The 17,741-nt window shown below is 65.4% G+C and carries 15 protein-coding genes and 1 riboswitch; of the genes, 9 read left to right on the top strand and 6 right to left on the bottom strand.

Annotated elements, in window-relative coordinates; translation table 11 throughout:
* Positions 1–53: 53 nt before the first annotated feature.
* Positions 54–644, bottom strand: coding sequence for a thermonuclease family protein (locus tag N2603_RS01290; protein WP_260387396.1), 591 nt, complete (start codon positions 642–644; stop codon positions 54–56).
* 84 nt (positions 645–728) lie between these two features.
* Complete coding sequence (locus N2603_RS01285; protein ID WP_018645089.1) at positions 729–929, bottom strand: DUF1674 domain-containing protein; 201 nt, start codon at positions 927–929, stop codon at positions 729–731.
* Positions 930–1,116: 187 nt separating this feature from the next.
* Between N2603_RS01285 and N2603_RS01280 the strand changes: the two genes are divergently transcribed.
* The 3 genes from N2603_RS01280 (at position 1,117) to purH (ending at position 6,098) form a co-directional block, all read left to right on the top strand.
* Complete coding sequence (locus N2603_RS01280; RefSeq protein ID WP_260387395.1) at positions 1,117–2,463, top strand: RsmB/NOP family class I SAM-dependent RNA methyltransferase; 1,347 nt, start codon at positions 1,117–1,119, stop codon at positions 2,461–2,463.
* Between the two features lie 158 nt (positions 2,464–2,621).
* Positions 2,622–4,340, top strand: a complete 1,719-nt coding sequence (locus N2603_RS01275; protein ID WP_260387394.1) for a heparinase II/III family protein — start codon at positions 2,622–2,624, stop codon at positions 4,338–4,340.
* Positions 4,341–4,399: 59 nt separating this feature from the next.
* Positions 4,400–4,481, top strand: a riboswitch (ZMP/ZTP riboswitch).
* A 24-nt stretch (positions 4,482–4,505) separates the two neighbouring features.
* On the top strand, positions 4,506–6,098 hold the full coding sequence (purH, locus tag N2603_RS01270; RefSeq protein ID WP_260387393.1) for a bifunctional phosphoribosylaminoimidazolecarboxamide formyltransferase/IMP cyclohydrolase: 1,593 nt from the start codon (positions 4,506–4,508) through the stop codon (positions 6,096–6,098).
* Positions 6,099–6,254: 156 nt separating this feature from the next.
* Here purH and N2603_RS01265 read toward each other — a convergent pair whose 3' ends face one another.
* The gene (locus N2603_RS01265) at positions 6,255–7,640 is read right to left on the bottom strand and encodes an MFS transporter (protein WP_260387392.1); all 1,386 of its coding nucleotides are present in this window, start codon (positions 7,638–7,640) and stop codon (positions 6,255–6,257) included.
* Between the two features lie 103 nt (positions 7,641–7,743).
* Between N2603_RS01265 and ggt the strand changes: the two genes are divergently transcribed.
* Both ggt and N2603_RS01255 read left to right on the top strand, forming a co-directional pair.
* Positions 7,744–9,492 (top strand): gamma-glutamyltransferase, encoded by a 1,749-nt coding sequence (ggt, locus tag N2603_RS01260; RefSeq protein WP_260387391.1) that lies wholly within the window; start codon positions 7,744–7,746, stop codon positions 9,490–9,492.
* A gap of 97 nt (positions 9,493–9,589) precedes the next feature.
* A complete protein-coding gene (locus tag N2603_RS01255; protein ID WP_260387390.1) occupies positions 9,590–10,885 on the top strand; it encodes an MFS transporter in 1,296 nt (431 codons plus the stop codon).
* Between the two features lie 134 nt (positions 10,886–11,019).
* Here the strand turns inward: N2603_RS01255 and N2603_RS01250 are convergent, their stop codons facing one another.
* Complete coding sequence (locus N2603_RS01250) at positions 11,020–11,685, bottom strand: glutathione S-transferase family protein (RefSeq protein ID WP_260387389.1); 666 nt, start codon at positions 11,683–11,685, stop codon at positions 11,020–11,022.
* A gap of 142 nt (positions 11,686–11,827) precedes the next feature.
* Here N2603_RS01250 and N2603_RS01245 point away from each other — a divergent pair, with 142 nt between their 5' ends.
* The 4 genes from N2603_RS01245 (at position 11,828) to panE (ending at position 15,596) form a co-directional block, all read left to right on the top strand.
* Positions 11,828–12,424 carry a DUF2239 family protein gene (locus tag N2603_RS01245; RefSeq protein WP_260387388.1) on the top strand — a complete coding sequence of 199 codons (597 nt, stop codon included), beginning with the start codon at positions 11,828–11,830 and terminating at the stop codon, positions 12,422–12,424.
* Positions 12,425–12,511: 87 nt separating this feature from the next.
* Positions 12,512–13,861 (top strand): MATE family efflux transporter, encoded by a 1,350-nt coding sequence (locus N2603_RS01240; protein ID WP_260387387.1) that lies wholly within the window; start codon positions 12,512–12,514, stop codon positions 13,859–13,861.
* Between the two features lie 89 nt (positions 13,862–13,950).
* Positions 13,951–14,559 carry a 2-hydroxychromene-2-carboxylate isomerase gene (locus tag N2603_RS01235; protein WP_260387386.1) on the top strand — a complete coding sequence of 203 codons (609 nt, stop codon included), beginning with the start codon at positions 13,951–13,953 and terminating at the stop codon, positions 14,557–14,559.
* 113 nt (positions 14,560–14,672) lie between these two features.
* Positions 14,673–15,596 (top strand): 2-dehydropantoate 2-reductase, encoded by a 924-nt coding sequence (gene panE, locus N2603_RS01230; RefSeq protein WP_260387385.1) that lies wholly within the window; start codon positions 14,673–14,675, stop codon positions 15,594–15,596.
* An 86-nt stretch (positions 15,597–15,682) separates the two neighbouring features.
* Here the strand turns inward: panE and N2603_RS01225 are convergent, their stop codons facing one another.
* Both N2603_RS01225 and N2603_RS01220 read right to left on the bottom strand, forming a co-directional pair.
* A complete protein-coding gene (locus N2603_RS01225) occupies positions 15,683–16,276 on the bottom strand; it encodes a c-type cytochrome (protein ID WP_260387384.1) in 594 nt (197 codons plus the stop codon).
* 186 nt (positions 16,277–16,462) lie between these two features.
* Complete coding sequence (locus N2603_RS01220) at positions 16,463–17,737, bottom strand: PQQ-dependent sugar dehydrogenase (protein WP_260387383.1); 1,275 nt, start codon at positions 17,735–17,737, stop codon at positions 16,463–16,465.
* Positions 17,738–17,741: the final 4 nt, after the last annotated feature.

Genomic DNA, 17,741 nt, shown 5'->3' with positions numbered 1-17,741 from the left:
GCTAAAATCGCACGAGAATCGAAAAGGCCGCGTCGTTCGACGCGGCTTTTTTGTTACCAGAAACGCCTGCTCCGCGCGCACCAGCCGTCGCGGTGGCCGCCATCGTAGCTCCGCGCGTAGCCGCCAGCCAGCAACGCTGCGGACACGTTGGCGGTGCGCCTGGTGGCGACGTCGGCGAGAACGCGACCGTATTTGTCAGCTCCGAGATTGCTGATGGTCACGTCACCCTGGCCGAGCAAATCGCGCAGCGCGGCGGTCGCGGCCTTGGCCTTGTCCAGTTCATCCTGACAGGATGCTTTCATCTCCGGCGCATCGATTCCGCGCAGCCGGACCCGCACGACGAGATCGCGGCCGTTGCGCTGGAGCACGCGTGCAAGAAAAGTATCGCCGTCGATGGCGCGGATGACATCGACCGGCTGGCGTGCATTGGCGTTGCCGGACTGCTGCAGGACGATCCCGGTATCTTTCGCCCGTCCTTCGGCGTCATGCGCAGCGGGCCAGTTCGTTCCGTGCCGGGAGACGAGCACCAGAGCCGTCGCGGCTCCGATCACGAACATCCACGGGAGCAAACCGGAAAAGCGACGTCCGAACGGCGAGCCGCTATAGGACGGCCGACGTGGATGGCTGGGCTCGAAGCGCGGCATCCGCGCACGCTAGGGCTGAGTCGGCCGAACCGGCAAGATGCCTCAAGAGGTAGGGAAGACGAGAAAGTATGCCGGACCTGCAGCTCAAAAATCCGACGCAATTCCTTTGCGCTCCCAATCCCCGTAACGGGTGGGCTCAGGCCCCTTCGGTCCCTGCAATTCCTTGGGCCCCGCTTCGGCATGAGCCGCAGCAGCAGCCTGCCGGCGTGCTTCGGCCTCGGCCAACGCACGCTGGGCAGCCGGCGGGAGCTGCTTGCGATCAGGAACGGAGGGTTGGTCACTCATGTCGGCGCTCCTAGCGCAAGATCACGGGGCATGCGAGGTCCATTATCGCATTGCTGAAATGGTCATGGCGGGCTGTAAACGCGAGACGCCATTCTTACATTTGGCATATTCGCGTGTCACAGATCGAATTCTCTAGGCATGCGCCCATTGCGGCGGAACTGCCGCTCGCTCAGAACCTTGCTTCCGCATGCCATCTCAACGTTTCGCCCCACCGTCCGAAGTGCCTGGTCTTGCGGCGCGGCGGATTGCCGCCGACATCGTCGACGGCGTCCTGCACAAGCACCGCACGCTTGACGACCAGCTCGACGGCGGCGGCGCCCATCCCGGACTGAAGACGCTGGCCGACCGCGACCGCGCGCTGATGCGTCGCCTGGTTGCGACCGTGCTGCGCCGGCTCGGCACGCTCGGCCATGTCCTGTCCCGCCTGCTCGACAAGGGCATTCCCTCCGACGCACCGCGCGCGCAGAGCGCGCTCCTGATCGGCGCCGCCCAGATCCTCTGGATGGACGTGCCCGATCACGCCGCCGTCGATCTCTCCGTCCGCCTCGTTCAATCCGACCGGCGTGCCGCCCGTTATGCGGGCCTCGTCAACGCCGTGTTGCGCCGCTGCGCGCGCGAGGGCAAGGCGCTGGTCGACGAGGTCGCGACGCAATCGCTGGATCTGCCGCCCTGGCTGCTTTCGCGCTGGAGCGCGCATTATGGCGAGGCGACAGCGAGGAACATGGCGCTGGCGCTCGGCCATGAGCCGTCGCTCGATCTGACCGTGAAGTCGGACCCCGAACAATGGGCGAGCCGCCTGCATGGCGAGACGCTGCCGACCGGGACGGTGCGGATGCTGCTGCACGGCTCGGTGACGATGCTGCCCGGCTTCGCCGAGGGACAATGGTGGGTGCAGGATGCCGCCGCCGCACTGCCGGCCCGGCTGTTCGGTGACATCAAGGGCAAGTCCATTGCCGATCTCTGCGCCGCGCCCGGCGGCAAGACCGCGCAACTGGCGCTATCAGGCGCGCAGGTCACGGCGATCGACCGCTCGCCCGCCCGTGTGGCGCGGCTGCGCGAGAATCTGGCGCGGCTGTCGCTCCAGGCCGAGACCGTCGTCGCTGACGCCGTGGAGTGGGCCGGCCCGGCCGAAGGTTTCGACGGCATCCTGATCGACGCGCCCTGCACCTCGACCGGCACCATCCGCCGTCATCCCGACGTCGCCTGGCTCCGTCAGGAATCCGACATCACTGCCCTGACCGCGCTCCAGCAGCGGCTGCTGAAGAAATCCGTCTCGCTGCTCAAGCCGGGCGGCACGCTGGTCTACTGCACCTGTTCGCTGGAACCCGAGGAAGGCGAGCAGGCCGTGGCCGCGCTGCTGGCCGCCGAGCCCGCGTTTCGACGCGTCCCGATCGAGGCCTCGGAGGTCGCGGGCCTCGCCGAAATCATCACCGCCGACGGCGACTTGCGCACCCTGCCGAGCCATCTGCCGAACGCCGATCCCAAGCTCGGCGGGCTCGATGGATTCTTCGCGAGCCGGCTCGTTAAATCCTGATTTTGCACTGGTTTTTGCAATCCCGACGCTGATTCGCGCCGTTCAGGGTGGTGTCAGGCGGTCGATTTTGGGATTAATAAGGATTCGTCGGAATCCTCTCTCCCCCTTCAAGGCAAGGCGTGTCGGTCGCTCAACGCAGACGTATCTCGACGCTGGTCATGAACCGCTTCGCGCGGAACATGCTCGCGCGCGCGAGTGGCGGCTCGGTTGCACTGTCGCGGGTGTGGCCCAGCCGCACCGACCGGCTGATCATCGCGCCGCATGACTTACGCACCGCCGATGCGACCCGCGCCGCCGAGATCTATGCCGGCCGCTTCGTCTTCGCCGGCAAGATCGTCAATTGCCACGGCCGTTCGATCTTCGATCTCGAGCCGCCATCCGAAGATTGGGAGGTCGCGCTGCTCGGCTTCGGCTGGCTGCGCCATTTGCGCGCCGCCGACACTGCGCTGACGCGGGCCAATGCGCGCGCGCTGGTCGAGGACTGGATCGCCAATCCCGCCAACAAGCGTCGCCCCGTCGCGCGGCGCGCCGACGTGCTGGCGCGGCGCGTGATCTCGCTGCTGTCGCAGGCGCCGCTGGTGCTCAACGACACCGACAACAAATTCTATCGCCGCTATTTGCGTGCGCTGGCCCGCGAGATCCGCTTCCTGCGCTACACCATGGTCGACATCCCCGACGGGGTGCCGAAGCTGCAGGTGCTGATCGCGCTATGCTATTCGGCACTGTGCCTCGCCAACCAGGCGCGCCATATCCGCAGCGCTTCGAAAAAGCTCTCGGACGAATTGCAGCGGCAGATCCTGCCCGACGGCGGCCACATCTCGCGCAATCCGGGCGCGCTGATCGAATTGCTGATCGACCTCTTGCCGCTGCGGCAGACCTTCGCCGCACGCAACATCGCGCCGCCGCCGGCGCTGCTCAACGCCATCGACCGCATGATGCCGATGCTGCGCTTCTTCCGGCATGGCGACGGCAATTTCGCGCTGTTCAACGGCATGAGCGCGACGCCTTCCGACCTGCTCGCGACGCTGCTCGCCTATGACGACACCCATGGCGCGCCGATGGCGAACATGCCGCATACCGGCTTCCAGCGGCTCGATGCCGGCCAGACCACTTTGATCATCGACACCGGCCCGCCGCCGCCGGCCGGCGTCAGCCACGACGCCCATGCCGGCTGCCTGTCGTTCGAACTGTCCTCCGGCATCAGCCGCATCGTCACCAATTGCGGCATGCCGACCACCGGCCGCGACAATTGGCGACCGTTCGCGCGCGGTACCGCGGCGCATTCGACGCTGACCTATCACGACACCTCATCATGCCAGTTCGTGGAGATGTCGGCGATGAAGCGGCTCCTGCACGGCTCGCCCGTCACCAGCGGTCCGGTCGAGGTCGAGAGCTATCGCGAGGTCGTGCAGAACGGCACGCTGCTCACGACTTCGCATGACGGCTATCTCGGTAAATTCGGCGCGATCCATCGCCGCGTGCTGATGATCGCCAATGACGGCGCACGCATCGACGGCGAGGACACGCTGTCGCCGCCGCAAGGCGGACGTTTCAAGGGCGCCGATGCCGATTTCGCGCTGCGCTTCCATCTGCATCCGGCGGTGAAGGCGAGCCGGCTGTCGGATGCCCGCGGCGTCATGCTGGTGCTGCCGAACCGCGACGTCTGGACCTTCGAGGCGCTCGACGACAAGGTGGATCTCGAGGACAGCGTGTTCCTGGCTGGCAATGACGGCCCGCGCCGCACTGCCCAGATCGTGATCCGCCAGGACGCGCGGCAGGCCCCTTCGATCCGCTGGAGCTTTATCCGCTCCACAGCGTCGCCGGCCGTTACCAATGCCCGCCGCAACGCCCGTCGCGAACCGGAACTTCCGCTGTAAACAGGCACGATCCGGTCCTATCTAGCCGTTGAGACGCGCGCCAAAAGCTGCTATCGAGCCCTCGCTCGCGCGACTGGCGACCTTGGATGGAGCACCATCGGGAAGCGCGGGACATATCAGCCGCGCGCCTGGGCATAGACACTCCCTTAGCAGAGGATCTTGCTCATGACTGACTATCCCCGCCGCGTCACCCGCGCCCTGCTCTCCGTCTCCGACAAGACCGGCCTGATCGAGTTCGCCAAGGCGCTCGCCGCGCATGATGTCGAGCTGGTTTCGACCGGCGGCACCGCCAAGGCCATCGCCGCCGCCGGCCTCAAGGTGAAGGACGTCTCCGACCTCACCGGCTTCCCCGAGATGATGGACGGCCGCGTCAAGACGCTGCATCCGAAGGTGCATGGCGGCCTGCTCGCGATCCGCGACAACAAGGAGCATGCGGAGGCGATGAAGGCGCATGGCATCGCGCCGATCGACCTGCTCGTCGTCAATCTCTATCCGTTCGAAGCGACGGTCGACAAAGGCGCCGGCTTCGAGGATTGCATCGAGAACATCGACATCGGCGGCCCCGCGATGATCCGCGCCGCCGCCAAGAACCATGATGACGTCGCAGTCGTGGTCGAGGCCGAGGACTACAAGGCCGTGCTCGACGAGCTCGCCGCCAACAAGGGCGCGACCACGTTGAAGCTGCGCCGGCGTCTCGCCGCAAAGGCCTATGCGCGCACCGCGGCCTACGATGCCGCGATCTCGAACTGGTTCAACCGGCAGCTCGAGATCGACGCGCCGGACTTCCGCGCCTTTGGCGGCCGGCTGATCCAATCGCTGCGTTATGGCGAGAACCCGCACCAGACCGCGGCGTTCTACGCGACGCCGGACAAGCGCCCGGGCGTCTCGACCGCGCGGCAGCTCCAGGGCAAGGAGCTCTCCTACAACAACATCAACGACACCGACGCGGCCTATGAGTGCATCGGCGAGTTCGACACCAAGCGCACCGCGGCCTGTGTCATCGTCAAGCATGCCAATCCCTGTGGCGTCGCGGAAGGCTCGAATCTCGTCGAGGCCTATCGCAGGGCGCTGGCCTGCGATTCCACCTCGGCGTTCGGCGGCATCATCGCGATGAACCGCGCGCTCGACGCCGACACCGCGCGCGAGATCACAAAGATCTTCACCGAGGTGATCATCGCGCCCGACGCCAGCGAGGAGGCGATCGCCATCATCGGCGGGAAGAAGAACCTGCGCCTGCTGCTCGCCGGCAGCCTGCCCGATCCGCGCGCGCCCGGCCTCACCGCCAAGACGGTGGCGGGCGGCCTGCTGGTGCAGAGCCGCGACAATGCCGTGGTCGACGACATGACATTCAAGGTCGTGACCAAGCGTGCGCCGACCGACGCGGAGATGCGCGACCTGAAATTCGCGTTCCGGGTAGCAAAACACGTCAAGTCCAACACCATCATCTATGCCAAGGATCTCGCCACCGTCGGCATCGGCGCGGGCCAGATGAGCCGGGTCGATTCAGCACGGATCGCGGCACGCAAGGCGCAGGATGCTGCGAACGAACTGAAGCTCGCGGAGCCGCTGACCAAGGGCTCGGTCGTGGCGTCGGATGCGTTCTTCCCGTTCGCCGACGGCATGCTCGCCTGTATCGAAGCCGGCGCCACCGCCGTGGTGCAGCCCGGCGGCTCCATGCGCGACGACGAGGTGATCAAGGCCGCCGACGAGCACGGCGTCGCCATGGTGTTCACGGGGACAAGGCACTTCAGGCACTGAGCCGATCGGCAGAGCGGGCTGCAAGAGCTACGACGATTCTGTCGACCTCGTCATTGCGAGCGCAGCGAAGCAATCCAGAATCTTTCCGCCGAGGAAGTCTGGATTGCTTCGTCGCTTCGCTCCTCGCAATGACGGGGGTGAGATCGCGTCGTGCGGCTAATCCCGCACCCGCATCAATAGCCCCAACCCCGCAACGAAAAACACCACCAGCACCGCCATGCCGGCCTTCTGGCTCGCGGTCGCGGCCGTGATCATGCCGATCAGGAGCGGGCCGATGAAGGACGTCACCTTCCCGGTCAGCGCGAACAGGCCAAAATACTGCGCGATACGATCCTTGGGCGCAAGGCGGATCAGCAGTGTGCGCGAGGCGGCCTGAAGCGGGCCGCCGGCGGCGCCGATGAGACAACCCAGCACGAGATAGGCGCGCTCGGCCGCGCTCGAGAACAGCGGAGCGCCTGCTTGCGGCGGCGCCACCTTGAAGAACAACACGCTGTCCTTGTCGACCAGAAGGATCGCCGCCACCGACAGCAGCAGGACCAGCAGGCTGCCGGCAATCACGCGCTTCGGCCCGAGATGATCATCCAGCTTGCCGCCGAGCCATGCGCCGAACGTGCCGGCGATCGCGAGCATGATGCCGAAGCTGCCGATCTGGATCGTGTGCCAGCCGAAGGTGCCGGCGGCGTAGATGCCGCCGAACGCGAACAGCGACACCAGACCGTCAGTGTAGATCATGTTGGCGAGCAGGAACGCCGCGAGCGATTTCTGCTGCGGCAGACCCTTGATCGATTGCTTGAGCTCCAGCAGGCCCTCGCGCAGCGCCTCACGCACCGGCAGCTTCGCCGGATAATCCGGCGTGAACAGGAACAGCGGCGTCACGAAGATGATGAACCACAGCCCGGTGAGCGGTCCGACGATGCGATCGCCCTGGTGTGTGGCGGGATCGAGCCCGAACAGCGGCGCGAATCCGAGCAGCGTGCGTCCGGTCTCGGGATTGGCGGCGAGGAAGCCGAGCACGATGATCAGGCTGACGATGCCGCCGATGTAACCCGTGGCCCAGCCGGTGCCGGAGAGCCGGCCGATGCGCTCCGGCGGCACCAGGGTCGGCATCATCGCATTGTTGAAGACGGTGGCGAATTCCGCACCGACGCTGGCAAGCGCGACCGCAGTGAGCAGCGGCGGAATGACCGAGGGATCGCCGGGCTTGCCGATCCACAGCGTGCAGGACGCCAGCACCAGCAGCGCGCCGAACCCTGCGATCCAGGGCTTCCGGCGGCCCGACGCATCCGCGATGGCCCCGAGCACCGGCGACAGCAGCGCGATGGCGAGACCCGCAGCCGCCATTGCAAAGCCCCACAGCGATTGGCCCGTGGCAGCATCTGGCGCAACACTGGTCGCGAAATAGGGCGCGAACACGAACGTCGTGATCAGCGTGAAATAGGGCTGCGCAGCCCAGTCGAAGAAGATCCAGCTGACGACAGCCGCGCGCGGCGGATAGGTCCGCTGCACGCCGGCCATGCGCACATCGGGGGCGATTGTCGTCATTCCGAAGTCCTTATCACGAACAGTTTTGTCCCTCTTAGCGCAAACGGTATAGCATTAAGGAGAGGCGTGTGAACCGGCCCGAGGCCACGGCGGAAATTTGATAATGTCGTCATATTGGACCCGGCGGACATTTATCGCCTTCTTCTCCATTCTGGCGTTCGGATTTGCGCCTGCGACCGCGCAGGATGCCCGGCGGGCCTATGTTCCGCCGCCGCTCGATACGGTGCACGCCGTTGCCGCCGAGCACGGCATGGTGGTGGCGCAGGAGAAGATCTCCGCGCAGGTCGGCGCCGACATCCTGCGACGCGGCGGCAATGCGGTCGATGCCGCGGTCGCGACCGGCTTTGCCATGGCGGTGACCTATCCGCGCGCCGGCAATATCGGCGGCGGCGGCTTCATGGTGATCCATTCCGCCGAGCGCAACGAGGACATCGCGATCGACTATCGCGAGACCGCGCCGGCAGCGACCACGCCGCAGATCTTCCTCGGTCCCGACGGCAAGCCCGATGCCGCGAAGTCGCGCGATTCCGCGCTCGGCGTCGGCGTGCCCGGCACCGTCGCAGGCCTTGCGCTGGCCTTGGAGAAATACGGCTCGGGCCAGTTCACGCTGGCGCAGCTGCTCGAGCCTGCGATCGCGCTCGCCCGCGACGGATTCGTCGTCAGCGACGACATCGCCGACAGCCTGCCGGGCTGGCACCGGCGCCTCGCGCGCTGGCCTTCCTCGGCGAAGATTTTTTCACGCCCTGACGGCAGCTCGCTCGGCGAAGGCGATCGGCTGGTGCAGGGCGATCTTGCCGACACGCTGTCGGCCGTCGCCACACAGGGGCCGCGCGGCTTCTACGAGGGCCCGGTTGCGGAGAAGCTCGCCAAGGCGCTGTCCGATGCCGGCGGCATCATGACGGCGGCCGACCTGAAGGCCTATCAGCCCGTGATCCGGACACCGGTGCGCGGCACCTATCGCGGCTACGACATCGTCTCGATGCCGCTGCCGTCCTCCGGCGGCGTGGTGCTGGTGGAGACGCTCAACATCCTCGAAGGCTTTCAGCTCGCTGATCTGAAGCAGGGATCGCCGGCCTCGCTGCATCTCCTGATCGAGGCCATGAAGCGCGCCTATGCGGATCGCGCGCGCTATCTCGGGGATCCCGCTTTCGTCAACGCGCCGATCGAGACCCTCACGTCGAAGGACTATGCGGCCAAGCTGCGTGCGGGCATCTCCGCCGATCGCGCCACGCCTTCGAAGCAGCTGGCATCCGCCGCCGACGCGCCGCGCGAGGGCAGCAACACCACGCATTTTTCGGTCGTCGACAGCCGCGGCAATGCGGTCAGCAACACCTACACGCTGAACTTCAGCTACGGCGTCGGCCTCGTCGCCGAAGGCACCGGCGTGCTGCTCAACAACGAGCTCGACGATTTCACCGCGGCGGTCGGTGCTTCAAACGCCTACGGCCTCGTCGGCTACGAGCCCAATCTGCCCGGCCCCGGCAAGCGTCCGCTCTCCTCGATGTCGCCGACCATCGTTCTGAAGGACGGCAAGCCGGTGCTGGTGACGGGTTCGCCCGGCGGCAGCCGCATCATCTCCACCGTGCTCCAGGTGATCGTCAACGTGCTCGATTACAAAATGGACGTCGCCGCCGCCGTCGCCGCGCCGCGGCTGCATCATCAATGGCTGCCGGACGAAGTGCGCATCGAGCGCGGCTTCTCCGATCAGGTCCTCTCCGAGCTGAAGGCCATGGACCATGTCATCGTCGAGCCGATGGGACAGACCTCCGCCAATTCGATTCTCGTGACGCCGAACGGTCCGCTCGGCGCCCCCGATCCGCGAACGCGCGGCGCGGAAGCGGCGGGCCAGTAACCCGCCGCTGCATGGCATGGCAGCGCGCACCGGCTTGCTCCGGCCGGCGCGCGTGCTACCACCGCGCAGCTTTGAAGAAACTGCCGGGGAAACGCACATGACCACAGCCGATCCGAACCAGCGCATCGAACGCGCCGAGATCGAGGACACCAGCCTTCTCGCGTTCTATCGCGACATGAACACGCCGGAGCGGCGGACGTTCTGGGCCTGCGCCGCGGGCTGGGCGCTCGACGGCATGGACTTCATGATCTACCCGCTGGTGATCGGTACCATCATCGCGCTGTGGAAGGTCGACGCGGCTTCCGCAGGTCTCGCCGGCACAGTGACGCTGCTGGCGTCCGCCATCGGCGGCTGGCTCGGCGGCTATCTCTCCGATCACATCGGACGGGTCAGAACGCTGCAGATCACCATCATCTGGTTCTCGTTCTTCTCGCTGGTCTGCGCCGTCGTGCAGAATTTCGACCAGCTCCTGATTGCGCGCGCCGTGCTCGGCCTCGGCTTCGGCGGCGAATGGGCGGCGGGCGCCGTGCTGATGGGCGAGGCGATCCGGCCGCAATATCGCGGGCGCGCGGTCGGCTCGGTGCAGTCGGGCTGGGCGGTCGGCTGGGGCCTCGCCGTGCTGTCGCAGGCGATCCTGTTCTCGATCCTGCCGGCGGAGACGGCCTGGCGCTGGATGTTCGTGATCGGCGCGCTGCCGGCGCTGCTGGTGTTCTACATCCGCCGCTCCGTCACGGAGCCGGAGATCGCGGCCGAGGCGCGCGCCAGGCAGGCTGCGAGCGGCGATCGGCCGGCGCTCTGGGAAATCTTCTCCGGCCCGATCCTGAAGACCACGGTGCTGGCATCGCTGATGGCGACGGGCTGCCAGGGCGGCTACTACGCCGTCACCTTCTGGGTGCCGCAGTTCTTGACGAAGGAACGGCATCTGTCGATCGTCGGCTCGACCGGCTATCTCTCGACGCTGATCATCGGCTCCTTCATCGGCTACCTCACCGGCGCCTGGCTCGCCGACCGGATCGGACGGCGCAATCTGTTCCTGATCTTCTCGATCGGCGCCATGGCGGTGGTGCTGTTCTATACGCAGCTGCCGCTGACGAATGAGATCCTGTGGGTGCTCGGCTTCCCACTCGGCTTCTTCGCCTCGGGCTATTTCTCCGGGATCGGCGCGTTCCTGACAGAACTCTATCCGACGCGGCTGCGTGGCTCCGGTCAGGGCTTTTGCTACAATTTCGGCCGCGGCATCGGGGCGCTGTTTCCGTTCCTCGTCGGCGCATTGTCGGCGACGACATCGCTCGCGAATGCGATCGCGATCTTCGCGGTGGTGGCCTACGCGGTGTTCTTCATCGCCGCGTTTGCATTGCCGGAGACGCGCGGACGCGTGTTGCACGCGGATTAGTTTTTGGCCGTCATCCCGGGGCGGCTCGAAGAGCCGAACCCGGGATCTCGAAATTGCGGCGCGGGATTCTCAGGTGCGCGATTGCGCACCGTAGTTCGGTGCTGCGCACCGCCCCGGAATGACGAGAGAGTGGCTTACCGCCCCACCTGGTACGGCCCGCCCTTCTCCAGCGCACGGGCATAGGCCGGCCGCGCGTGGATGCGCTCCAGGAACGCCATCGCCTTGGGATGGCCCTGCTCGAGCCCGCCGCGTGCTTGCGCGGCTTCCAGCGGGAAGCTCATCTGGATATCGGCGGCGGTGAACTCGTTGCCGGCAAACCACTCGCTCTTCGCAAGCTCGCCTTCCCAATAATCCATGTGCTGCTTGAGCTGCGGATTGACCAGCGCGGTCAGTGCCTGGTTGCAGACCTTGCGCACCAGCGGACGCAGCAGCGCCGGCGCGCGCTTTGGCATCAGCGTGAACAGCAGCTTCAGGAGCAGCGGCTGCATCGCCGATCCCTCCGCATAGTGCAGCCAGTAAGTGAAGCGCAGCCGCTCCGGCGTGTTCGGCGGCGGGATCAGCCGGCCGTTGCCGTAGGTGGCGATGAGATACTCGATGATCGCGCCTGACTCGGCGATGGTGTTGCCGTTGTCGGTGATGACGGGCGACTTGCCGAGCGGATGGATCGCGCGCAGCTCCTTCGGCGCGCGCATGTCCGGCTGGCGCTGATAGCGCACGATCTCGTAGGGCACGCCCAACTCTTCGAGCAGCCACAGCACGCGCTGTGAGCGCGAGTTGTTGAGGTGGTGAACGGTCAGCATCGTGGGTCCCCGGAGCTAGGCGTGATCGGCCGTTCGTGCCAGCCCGGGAACACAATGTCGAGCCGTCGGTATGGATATTTTCACCCGGGTATATTGACACCTGGAATTTACCCGGGTATTAAGCCCGCCAACGCTGTTCAATATGGCAATGATTCCAATGCATAAGATTTTCACCGCTTTCCAGGGACAACGCCGCCTGGTGTCCGGGCCGGCGGGAGAGGTCGCGCTGGTCGTCAAGCGGGTGGCGCCGCGGCCGGACGAGCCGATCATCATCTTCGAGGATACCACGGGCCGATCGATCGACTTCGATCTGCGCGGCGGAGATCGCGAGGTGCTGGCGCGCCTGGCGAAGCTTGTCCCGCCCCCTGTTGAGGAGACCGCAGAACCGGCCGAGCCGCGCGGCCGCGGCCGGCCGAAGCTCGGCGTGGTCGCGCGCGAGGTGACGCTGCTGCCGCGGCACTGGGAATGGCTCGGCGCGCAGCCGGGCGGCGCCTCGGTCGCTCTGCGAAAGCTCGTCGACGAGGCGCGTCGCGCAAGCGGCGACAAGGACCGCGAGCGGCAGGCGCGCGATGCGGCCTATCACTTCATGTCGACCATGTCGGGCAATTTGCCGCAATTCGAGGAAGCCTCGCGCGCATTGTTCGCGGATGACCGGCGACGCTTCACCGGACTGATCGCGGAATGGCCGACTGATATCCGCGACCACATCGTCAAGCTCGCCTACAGCGACCGCGCTTAAAGCGCACCGCTCTTCACAACCCCATCAACGGCCGAGCCGCGCGTTGCGCGGCAACGGCTTCGCACGCCCTGATGAAAGGCCAAGCCCATGTCTGCTCCAAAGCCGCTCTGGACCACATTCCTCCGCTTCCTCGCGCCGCTGATGCTGAGCAACGCGCTGCAATCGCTGTTCGGCACCGTCAGCAATGTCTATCTCGGCCAGATGATCGGCGTCGACGCGCTGGCGGCGGTGTCGGCGTTCTTCCCGGTGATGTTCTTCCTGTTCGCCTTCGTCATGGGCCTGAGCACCGGAGCCACCGTGCTGATCGGCCAGGCCTTTGGCGCGGGCGAGCACGGCAAGATCAGAAGCGTGGTGGGCACGACGCTCGCAGTCGGTCTCTTGCTGTCGATATCGGTTGCACTGGTCGGCGGGATCTTCAGCCGGCAATTGATGACGATGCTCGCGACGCCCGCTGACATTCTCGACCAGGCCAGCGCTTATGCCCGCATCGTGCTGCTCACCGTGCCGCTCGGCTTCGTCTTCCTGCTGATGACGGCGATGATCCGCGGCGTCGGCGACGCGCTGACGCCGCTGCTGGCGCTGGCGCTGTCGACGGTGATCGGCGTGATCCTGACGCCGATGCTGATTCGTGGCACGTTTGGATTGCCGGCTGTCGGCATCACCAGTCCGGCATGGGCGGCGGCAATCGCCAACGCACTGACGCTGATCGCGCTCGCCGTTTATTTGCTGCGGAAGAAGCATGCGCTCGCGCCGGACGCTGCATTGCTGGGTCATCTCCGGCTCAACAGAGCCATGCTCGGAAAAATCCTCGGCATCGGGCTGCCAAGCGCGATCGGCATGGTGGTGATGGCGGTCGCCGAGCTGGTGCTGCTCGGCCTCGTCAACGGTTTTGGCTCGAGCGCCACCGCGGCCTACGGCGCTGTCAACCAGGTGATGGGCTATACGCAGTTCACGGCAATGTCGATTTCGATCGCGGTCTCGATCCTCGGCGCCCAGGCCGTCGGCGGCGGCGACAGGGCGCGGCTCGACGGCATCGTGCGAACCGGTCTTGCGTTCAACATCGTCCTGACCGGCGGGCTGGTGGCGCTGATCTATCTCGCGCCACGCGCCGTGCTCGGCATCTTCATCACCGACGGCGCCGTGCTCGACCTGGCAAAGCGACTGCTCGATATCGCCTTGTGGAGCTCGGTGCCGTTTGGCCTCGCCACGGTGTTTTCCGGCGCGATGCGCGCTGGCGGCGTCGCCTTCACGCCGATGCTGCTGTCGATCTTCGCCATTGTCGCAATCGAGCTGCCGGCTGCGATCATCCTCAGCCGCACCGTCGGCCTTGAGGGCGTGTGGGCTGCCTATCCCATCGTGTTCTGCGCCATGTTCCTTTTGCAGATGGGCTATTACCTCCTGGTGTGGCGCAAGCGGGCAATCCGGCGCCTGATCTGACCGTCAAAGTATTATGACCGTCATTAAACGATGGACCTGTGGCGCGGCCTGCGCCACAATGAGGAAAAGCGAGATCAGGGAGAACGAACTTGCCCCGCACAGCCCCGCAATTCCTGTTCGATTTCGGCAGCCCGAACGCCTATCTCAGCCATCTGGCGATCCCGGCGATCGAGCAGCGGATCGGCGTCAAATTCGAATATGTGCCGATCCTGCTCGGCGGCATCTTCAAGTCGACCAACAACAAGTCGCCGGCCGAGACGCTCGCCGGCATCAAGAACAAGCGCGAATTCCAGCAAATCGAGACCGAGCGCTTCATCAAGCGCTTCAAGGTCCAGCCCTATGTCTTCAATCCGCATTTCCCCGTCAACACGCTGAACCTGATGCGCACCGCGATCGCGGCGCAACTCGAGGGCGTGTTCGAGAAATATGTCGAAGCGGCGTTCCACCACATGTGGCGCGAGCCGAAGAAGATGGACGACCCCGAAGTCGCGGCGAAGGCGCTGGCGTCGTCTGGCCTCGACGCGCAAAAGCTGTTCGCCCGCGCTCAGGAACCCGAAGTGAAGGCCAGACTGATCAAGAACACCGAGGAGGCGGTCGCCCGCGGCGCGTTCGGCTCGCCGACCTTCTTCGTCGGCAACGAGATGTTTTTCGGCAAGGAGCAGTTGCGCGAGGTCGAGGAAATGGTGCTGGAGAAGTAGACGCTCCTTCGCCGACGACGGAATGTGATCGCGGCAGCATTCTGGATTGCTTCGCTTCGCTCGCAATGACGACTATAGATGGACCGCCAATAGCAACAAAAAGGAATATCCCCATGCGTATCCTCGTGGTCGGCGCCGGCGCCATCGGCGGCTATTTTGGTGGCAGGCTGTTGCAGGCCGGCCGCGACGTCACCTTCCTGGTCCGGCCGCGCCGCGCCGGCGAGCTGGCGAGCGCCGGCCTCGTCATCAAGAGCCCGAATGGCGACGTGACCTTGAAAAATCCGCCGACCGTGCAGGCCGACGCGCTCAAGGACAAGTTCGACGTCGTGCTGCTCAGCTGCAAGGCGTTCGACCTCGACGATGCCATCAAGTCGTTCGCGCCCGCGGTCGGGCCGAATACGGCAATCATCCCCATGCTCAACGGCATGAAGCATCTCGACATCCTCGACCAGAAATTCGGCAAGGAGCGCGTGCTCGGCGGGCTCTGCGCCATTGCCGCGACGCTGAACGAGAAGCGCGAGGTGGTGCAGCTGCAGCCGATGCAGTCGCTCAATTACGGTGAGCGCGACGGCAAGCTGTCGGATCGCGTCAAGGCGATCGACGAGGCCTTCAAGAGCGGCATCAACGGCGCCGCCGCCAGCCAGAACATCATGCAGGACATGTGGGAGAAGTGGGTGTTCCTCTCCTCGCTCGCCGCAAGCACCAGCCTGATGCGTACCTCCGTCGGCAACATCCTCGCCGCACCCGGCGGCCGGGATTTTCTGCTCGGCATGCTCGATGAGACCAGCGCCATCGCCACGGCGGCCGGCTATCCGCCGGGTGGCCCGTTCTTCGAGCGCGTCAAAGGCAATCTCACCGCCGAGGGATCGCCGATGACGGCGTCGATGTTCCGCGACATCAAGGCGGGCCTGCCGGTCGAAGCCGACCACGTCATCGGCGATCTCATCGCCCGCGCCGATGCCGCCAAGGTGCCGGTGCCGAAGCTGCGCATCGCGTACACGCATTTGAAGGCGTATGAAAAGCAGCGGGTGGGGTAGCTCGCGCTCCACACGCCGCCGTCGTCCCGGGGCGCGCGCAGCGCGAGCCCGGGACGACGAGCTGTGTTTGCCGCAACAGCCCAGCACTATTTGAAATATGCCAGATAATGCGAGACCGCGGTGATTTCCTCATCGCTCATGTGATAGGCGACATCGGCCATCGCCGCGACGCCGCCGCCGACGCGCGTGCCGGCCTTGTAGTCGTGCAGCGCCTTGACGAGATATTCCTCACGCTGGCCCGCGAGCCGCGCCACGGCCTTGGTCCCGGCAAAGCTGTCGGTGTGGCATGAGGCGCAGCGGCGACCGATGGCAACCTGCGCGCCCTTCTTCGACAGGTCCGGGTCGTTGTCCTCCGCTCCCTTCGGCGGCGTCATTTGCGAGAAATAGGCGCCGAAATTACGGATGTCCTCGTTGGTGATCTCTTCCGCGATCGGCTGCATCTGGTCGTTCTTGCGCGAACCCGCGCGGAAAAACACCAGCTGCCACTGGATGAATTGATCGGGCTGGCCGGCGAGCGATGGAATGTTCTCCGTCTGGGAAATGCCGTTCTCGCCGTGACAGCCGGAGCAGACGGCGGCCTTGTCCTTGATTGCGGAATTGTCGGCGGCCAGGGCTGGGACGAATGCGATCGCTGCGAACGCAACCACGCTGATTGCGTGCGAGGTGAACTGCCGGCGCATGAGGGAGGATTCCGATCTATCGAGGTCGTCATTCTGGGGCGTGCGGAGCACGAACCCGGAATCCATAACCACGACTCGGGGTTATGGGTTCCGGACTTGCGCTGGCGCGCAATCCGGAACGACAGCATGAGACTAAAGAGGCTGCGGCCGCCTCGTGGCCACCGCAGCCTCTGCTTCACTTACGCACTACTTCTTGCTGTAGCTGATGCGGTAGATCGCGCCGGCCCAGTCGTCGGCGACGAGGATCGAGCCGTCCTTGGCGAGGATGATGTCGTTGGGACGGCCGAGATAGCCCTGGTCACCCTCGAGCCAGCCGGATGCGAACACTTCCTGCTTGGCGTTCTTGCCGTCGGGCCCGACGATCACGCGCATGATGCGGGCGCCCTGATACTTGTGCCTGTTCCAGGAGCCGTGCTCGGCGATCAGGATGTTGTTCTTGTACTCGGCGGGGAATTGGTCGCCGGTATAGAACTTCATGCCGAGCGGAGCGACATGTGCGCCGAGATTCAGCACGGGCGGCGTGAACTCGGAGCATTTGTGACCCATCGCGAACTTCGGATCCGGCAGGTCACCCTGGTGGCAATAGGGATAGCCGAAGTGCTCGCCAATCTTGCTGATCATGTTCAGCTTGTCCGAAGGCAGATCGTCGCTGACCCAGTCGCGCGCATTCTCGGTGAACCAGAATTTGCCGGTGCGCGGATCGACGTCACCGCCGACCGAGTTGCGGACACCGAGCGCATAAATCTCGGCGTTGCCGGTCTTGGGATCGACGCGGCGGATCTGCGACACGCTGGTCGGGGGAATGCCGACGTTGAAGGGCGGACCGAACGGCAGGAAGAACCAGCCCTCCTTGTCGACCGCGATGTACTTCCAGCCATGCGCGGCATAGGAGGGCATGTCGTCATAGACGACCTTGCCGTCGCCGAGCTTGTCGAGATTGGCTTCGGCGTTGTCGTAGCGGATCAGCTTGTCGACCGCGATGACGTAGAGCGCGCCGTCCCTAAAGGCGAGACCGGTGGGCATGTTCAGCCCCTTGAGGATGGTCTTGACCTCCTTCTTTCCGTTGTTGTCCTTGATGGCATAGACGTTGCCGAGACCGAACGAGCCGACGAACAGCGTGCCCTTGTCACCCCAGGCCATCTGCCGCGCGGCGAGGACGCCGGGCGCATAGACCTCGATCTTGAAGCCTGCCGGCAGCTTGATCTTCTTCATCATCGCCGCGAGCTCGGCCTCCGACGCGCCGGTCGGCGGACCCGAGGGCGGCGCGAGGCCCTTCTGCGCCTCGGTCTCGTCGCCGAGGAACCAGTCATCCGGCGGATGGGTCCAGAATTCCTTGGTGCCGGATTCGTATTTCTTCAGTGCCCGGTTTTTGTCCTGTTGCTGCGCATTGACAACGCTGGTCCCGGCAAGAAGGGCAACCGCTGCAAGCGCCAACACGGATCGATGGAACATCGATGTCATCGCG

This window comes from Bradyrhizobium huanghuaihaiense (assembly GCF_025200885.1).
In the GTDB taxonomy this organism is placed as follows: Bacteria; Pseudomonadota; Alphaproteobacteria; order Rhizobiales; family Xanthobacteraceae; genus Bradyrhizobium; species Bradyrhizobium huanghuaihaiense.
This window is presented reverse-complemented; position numbering and strand designations above follow the sequence as displayed.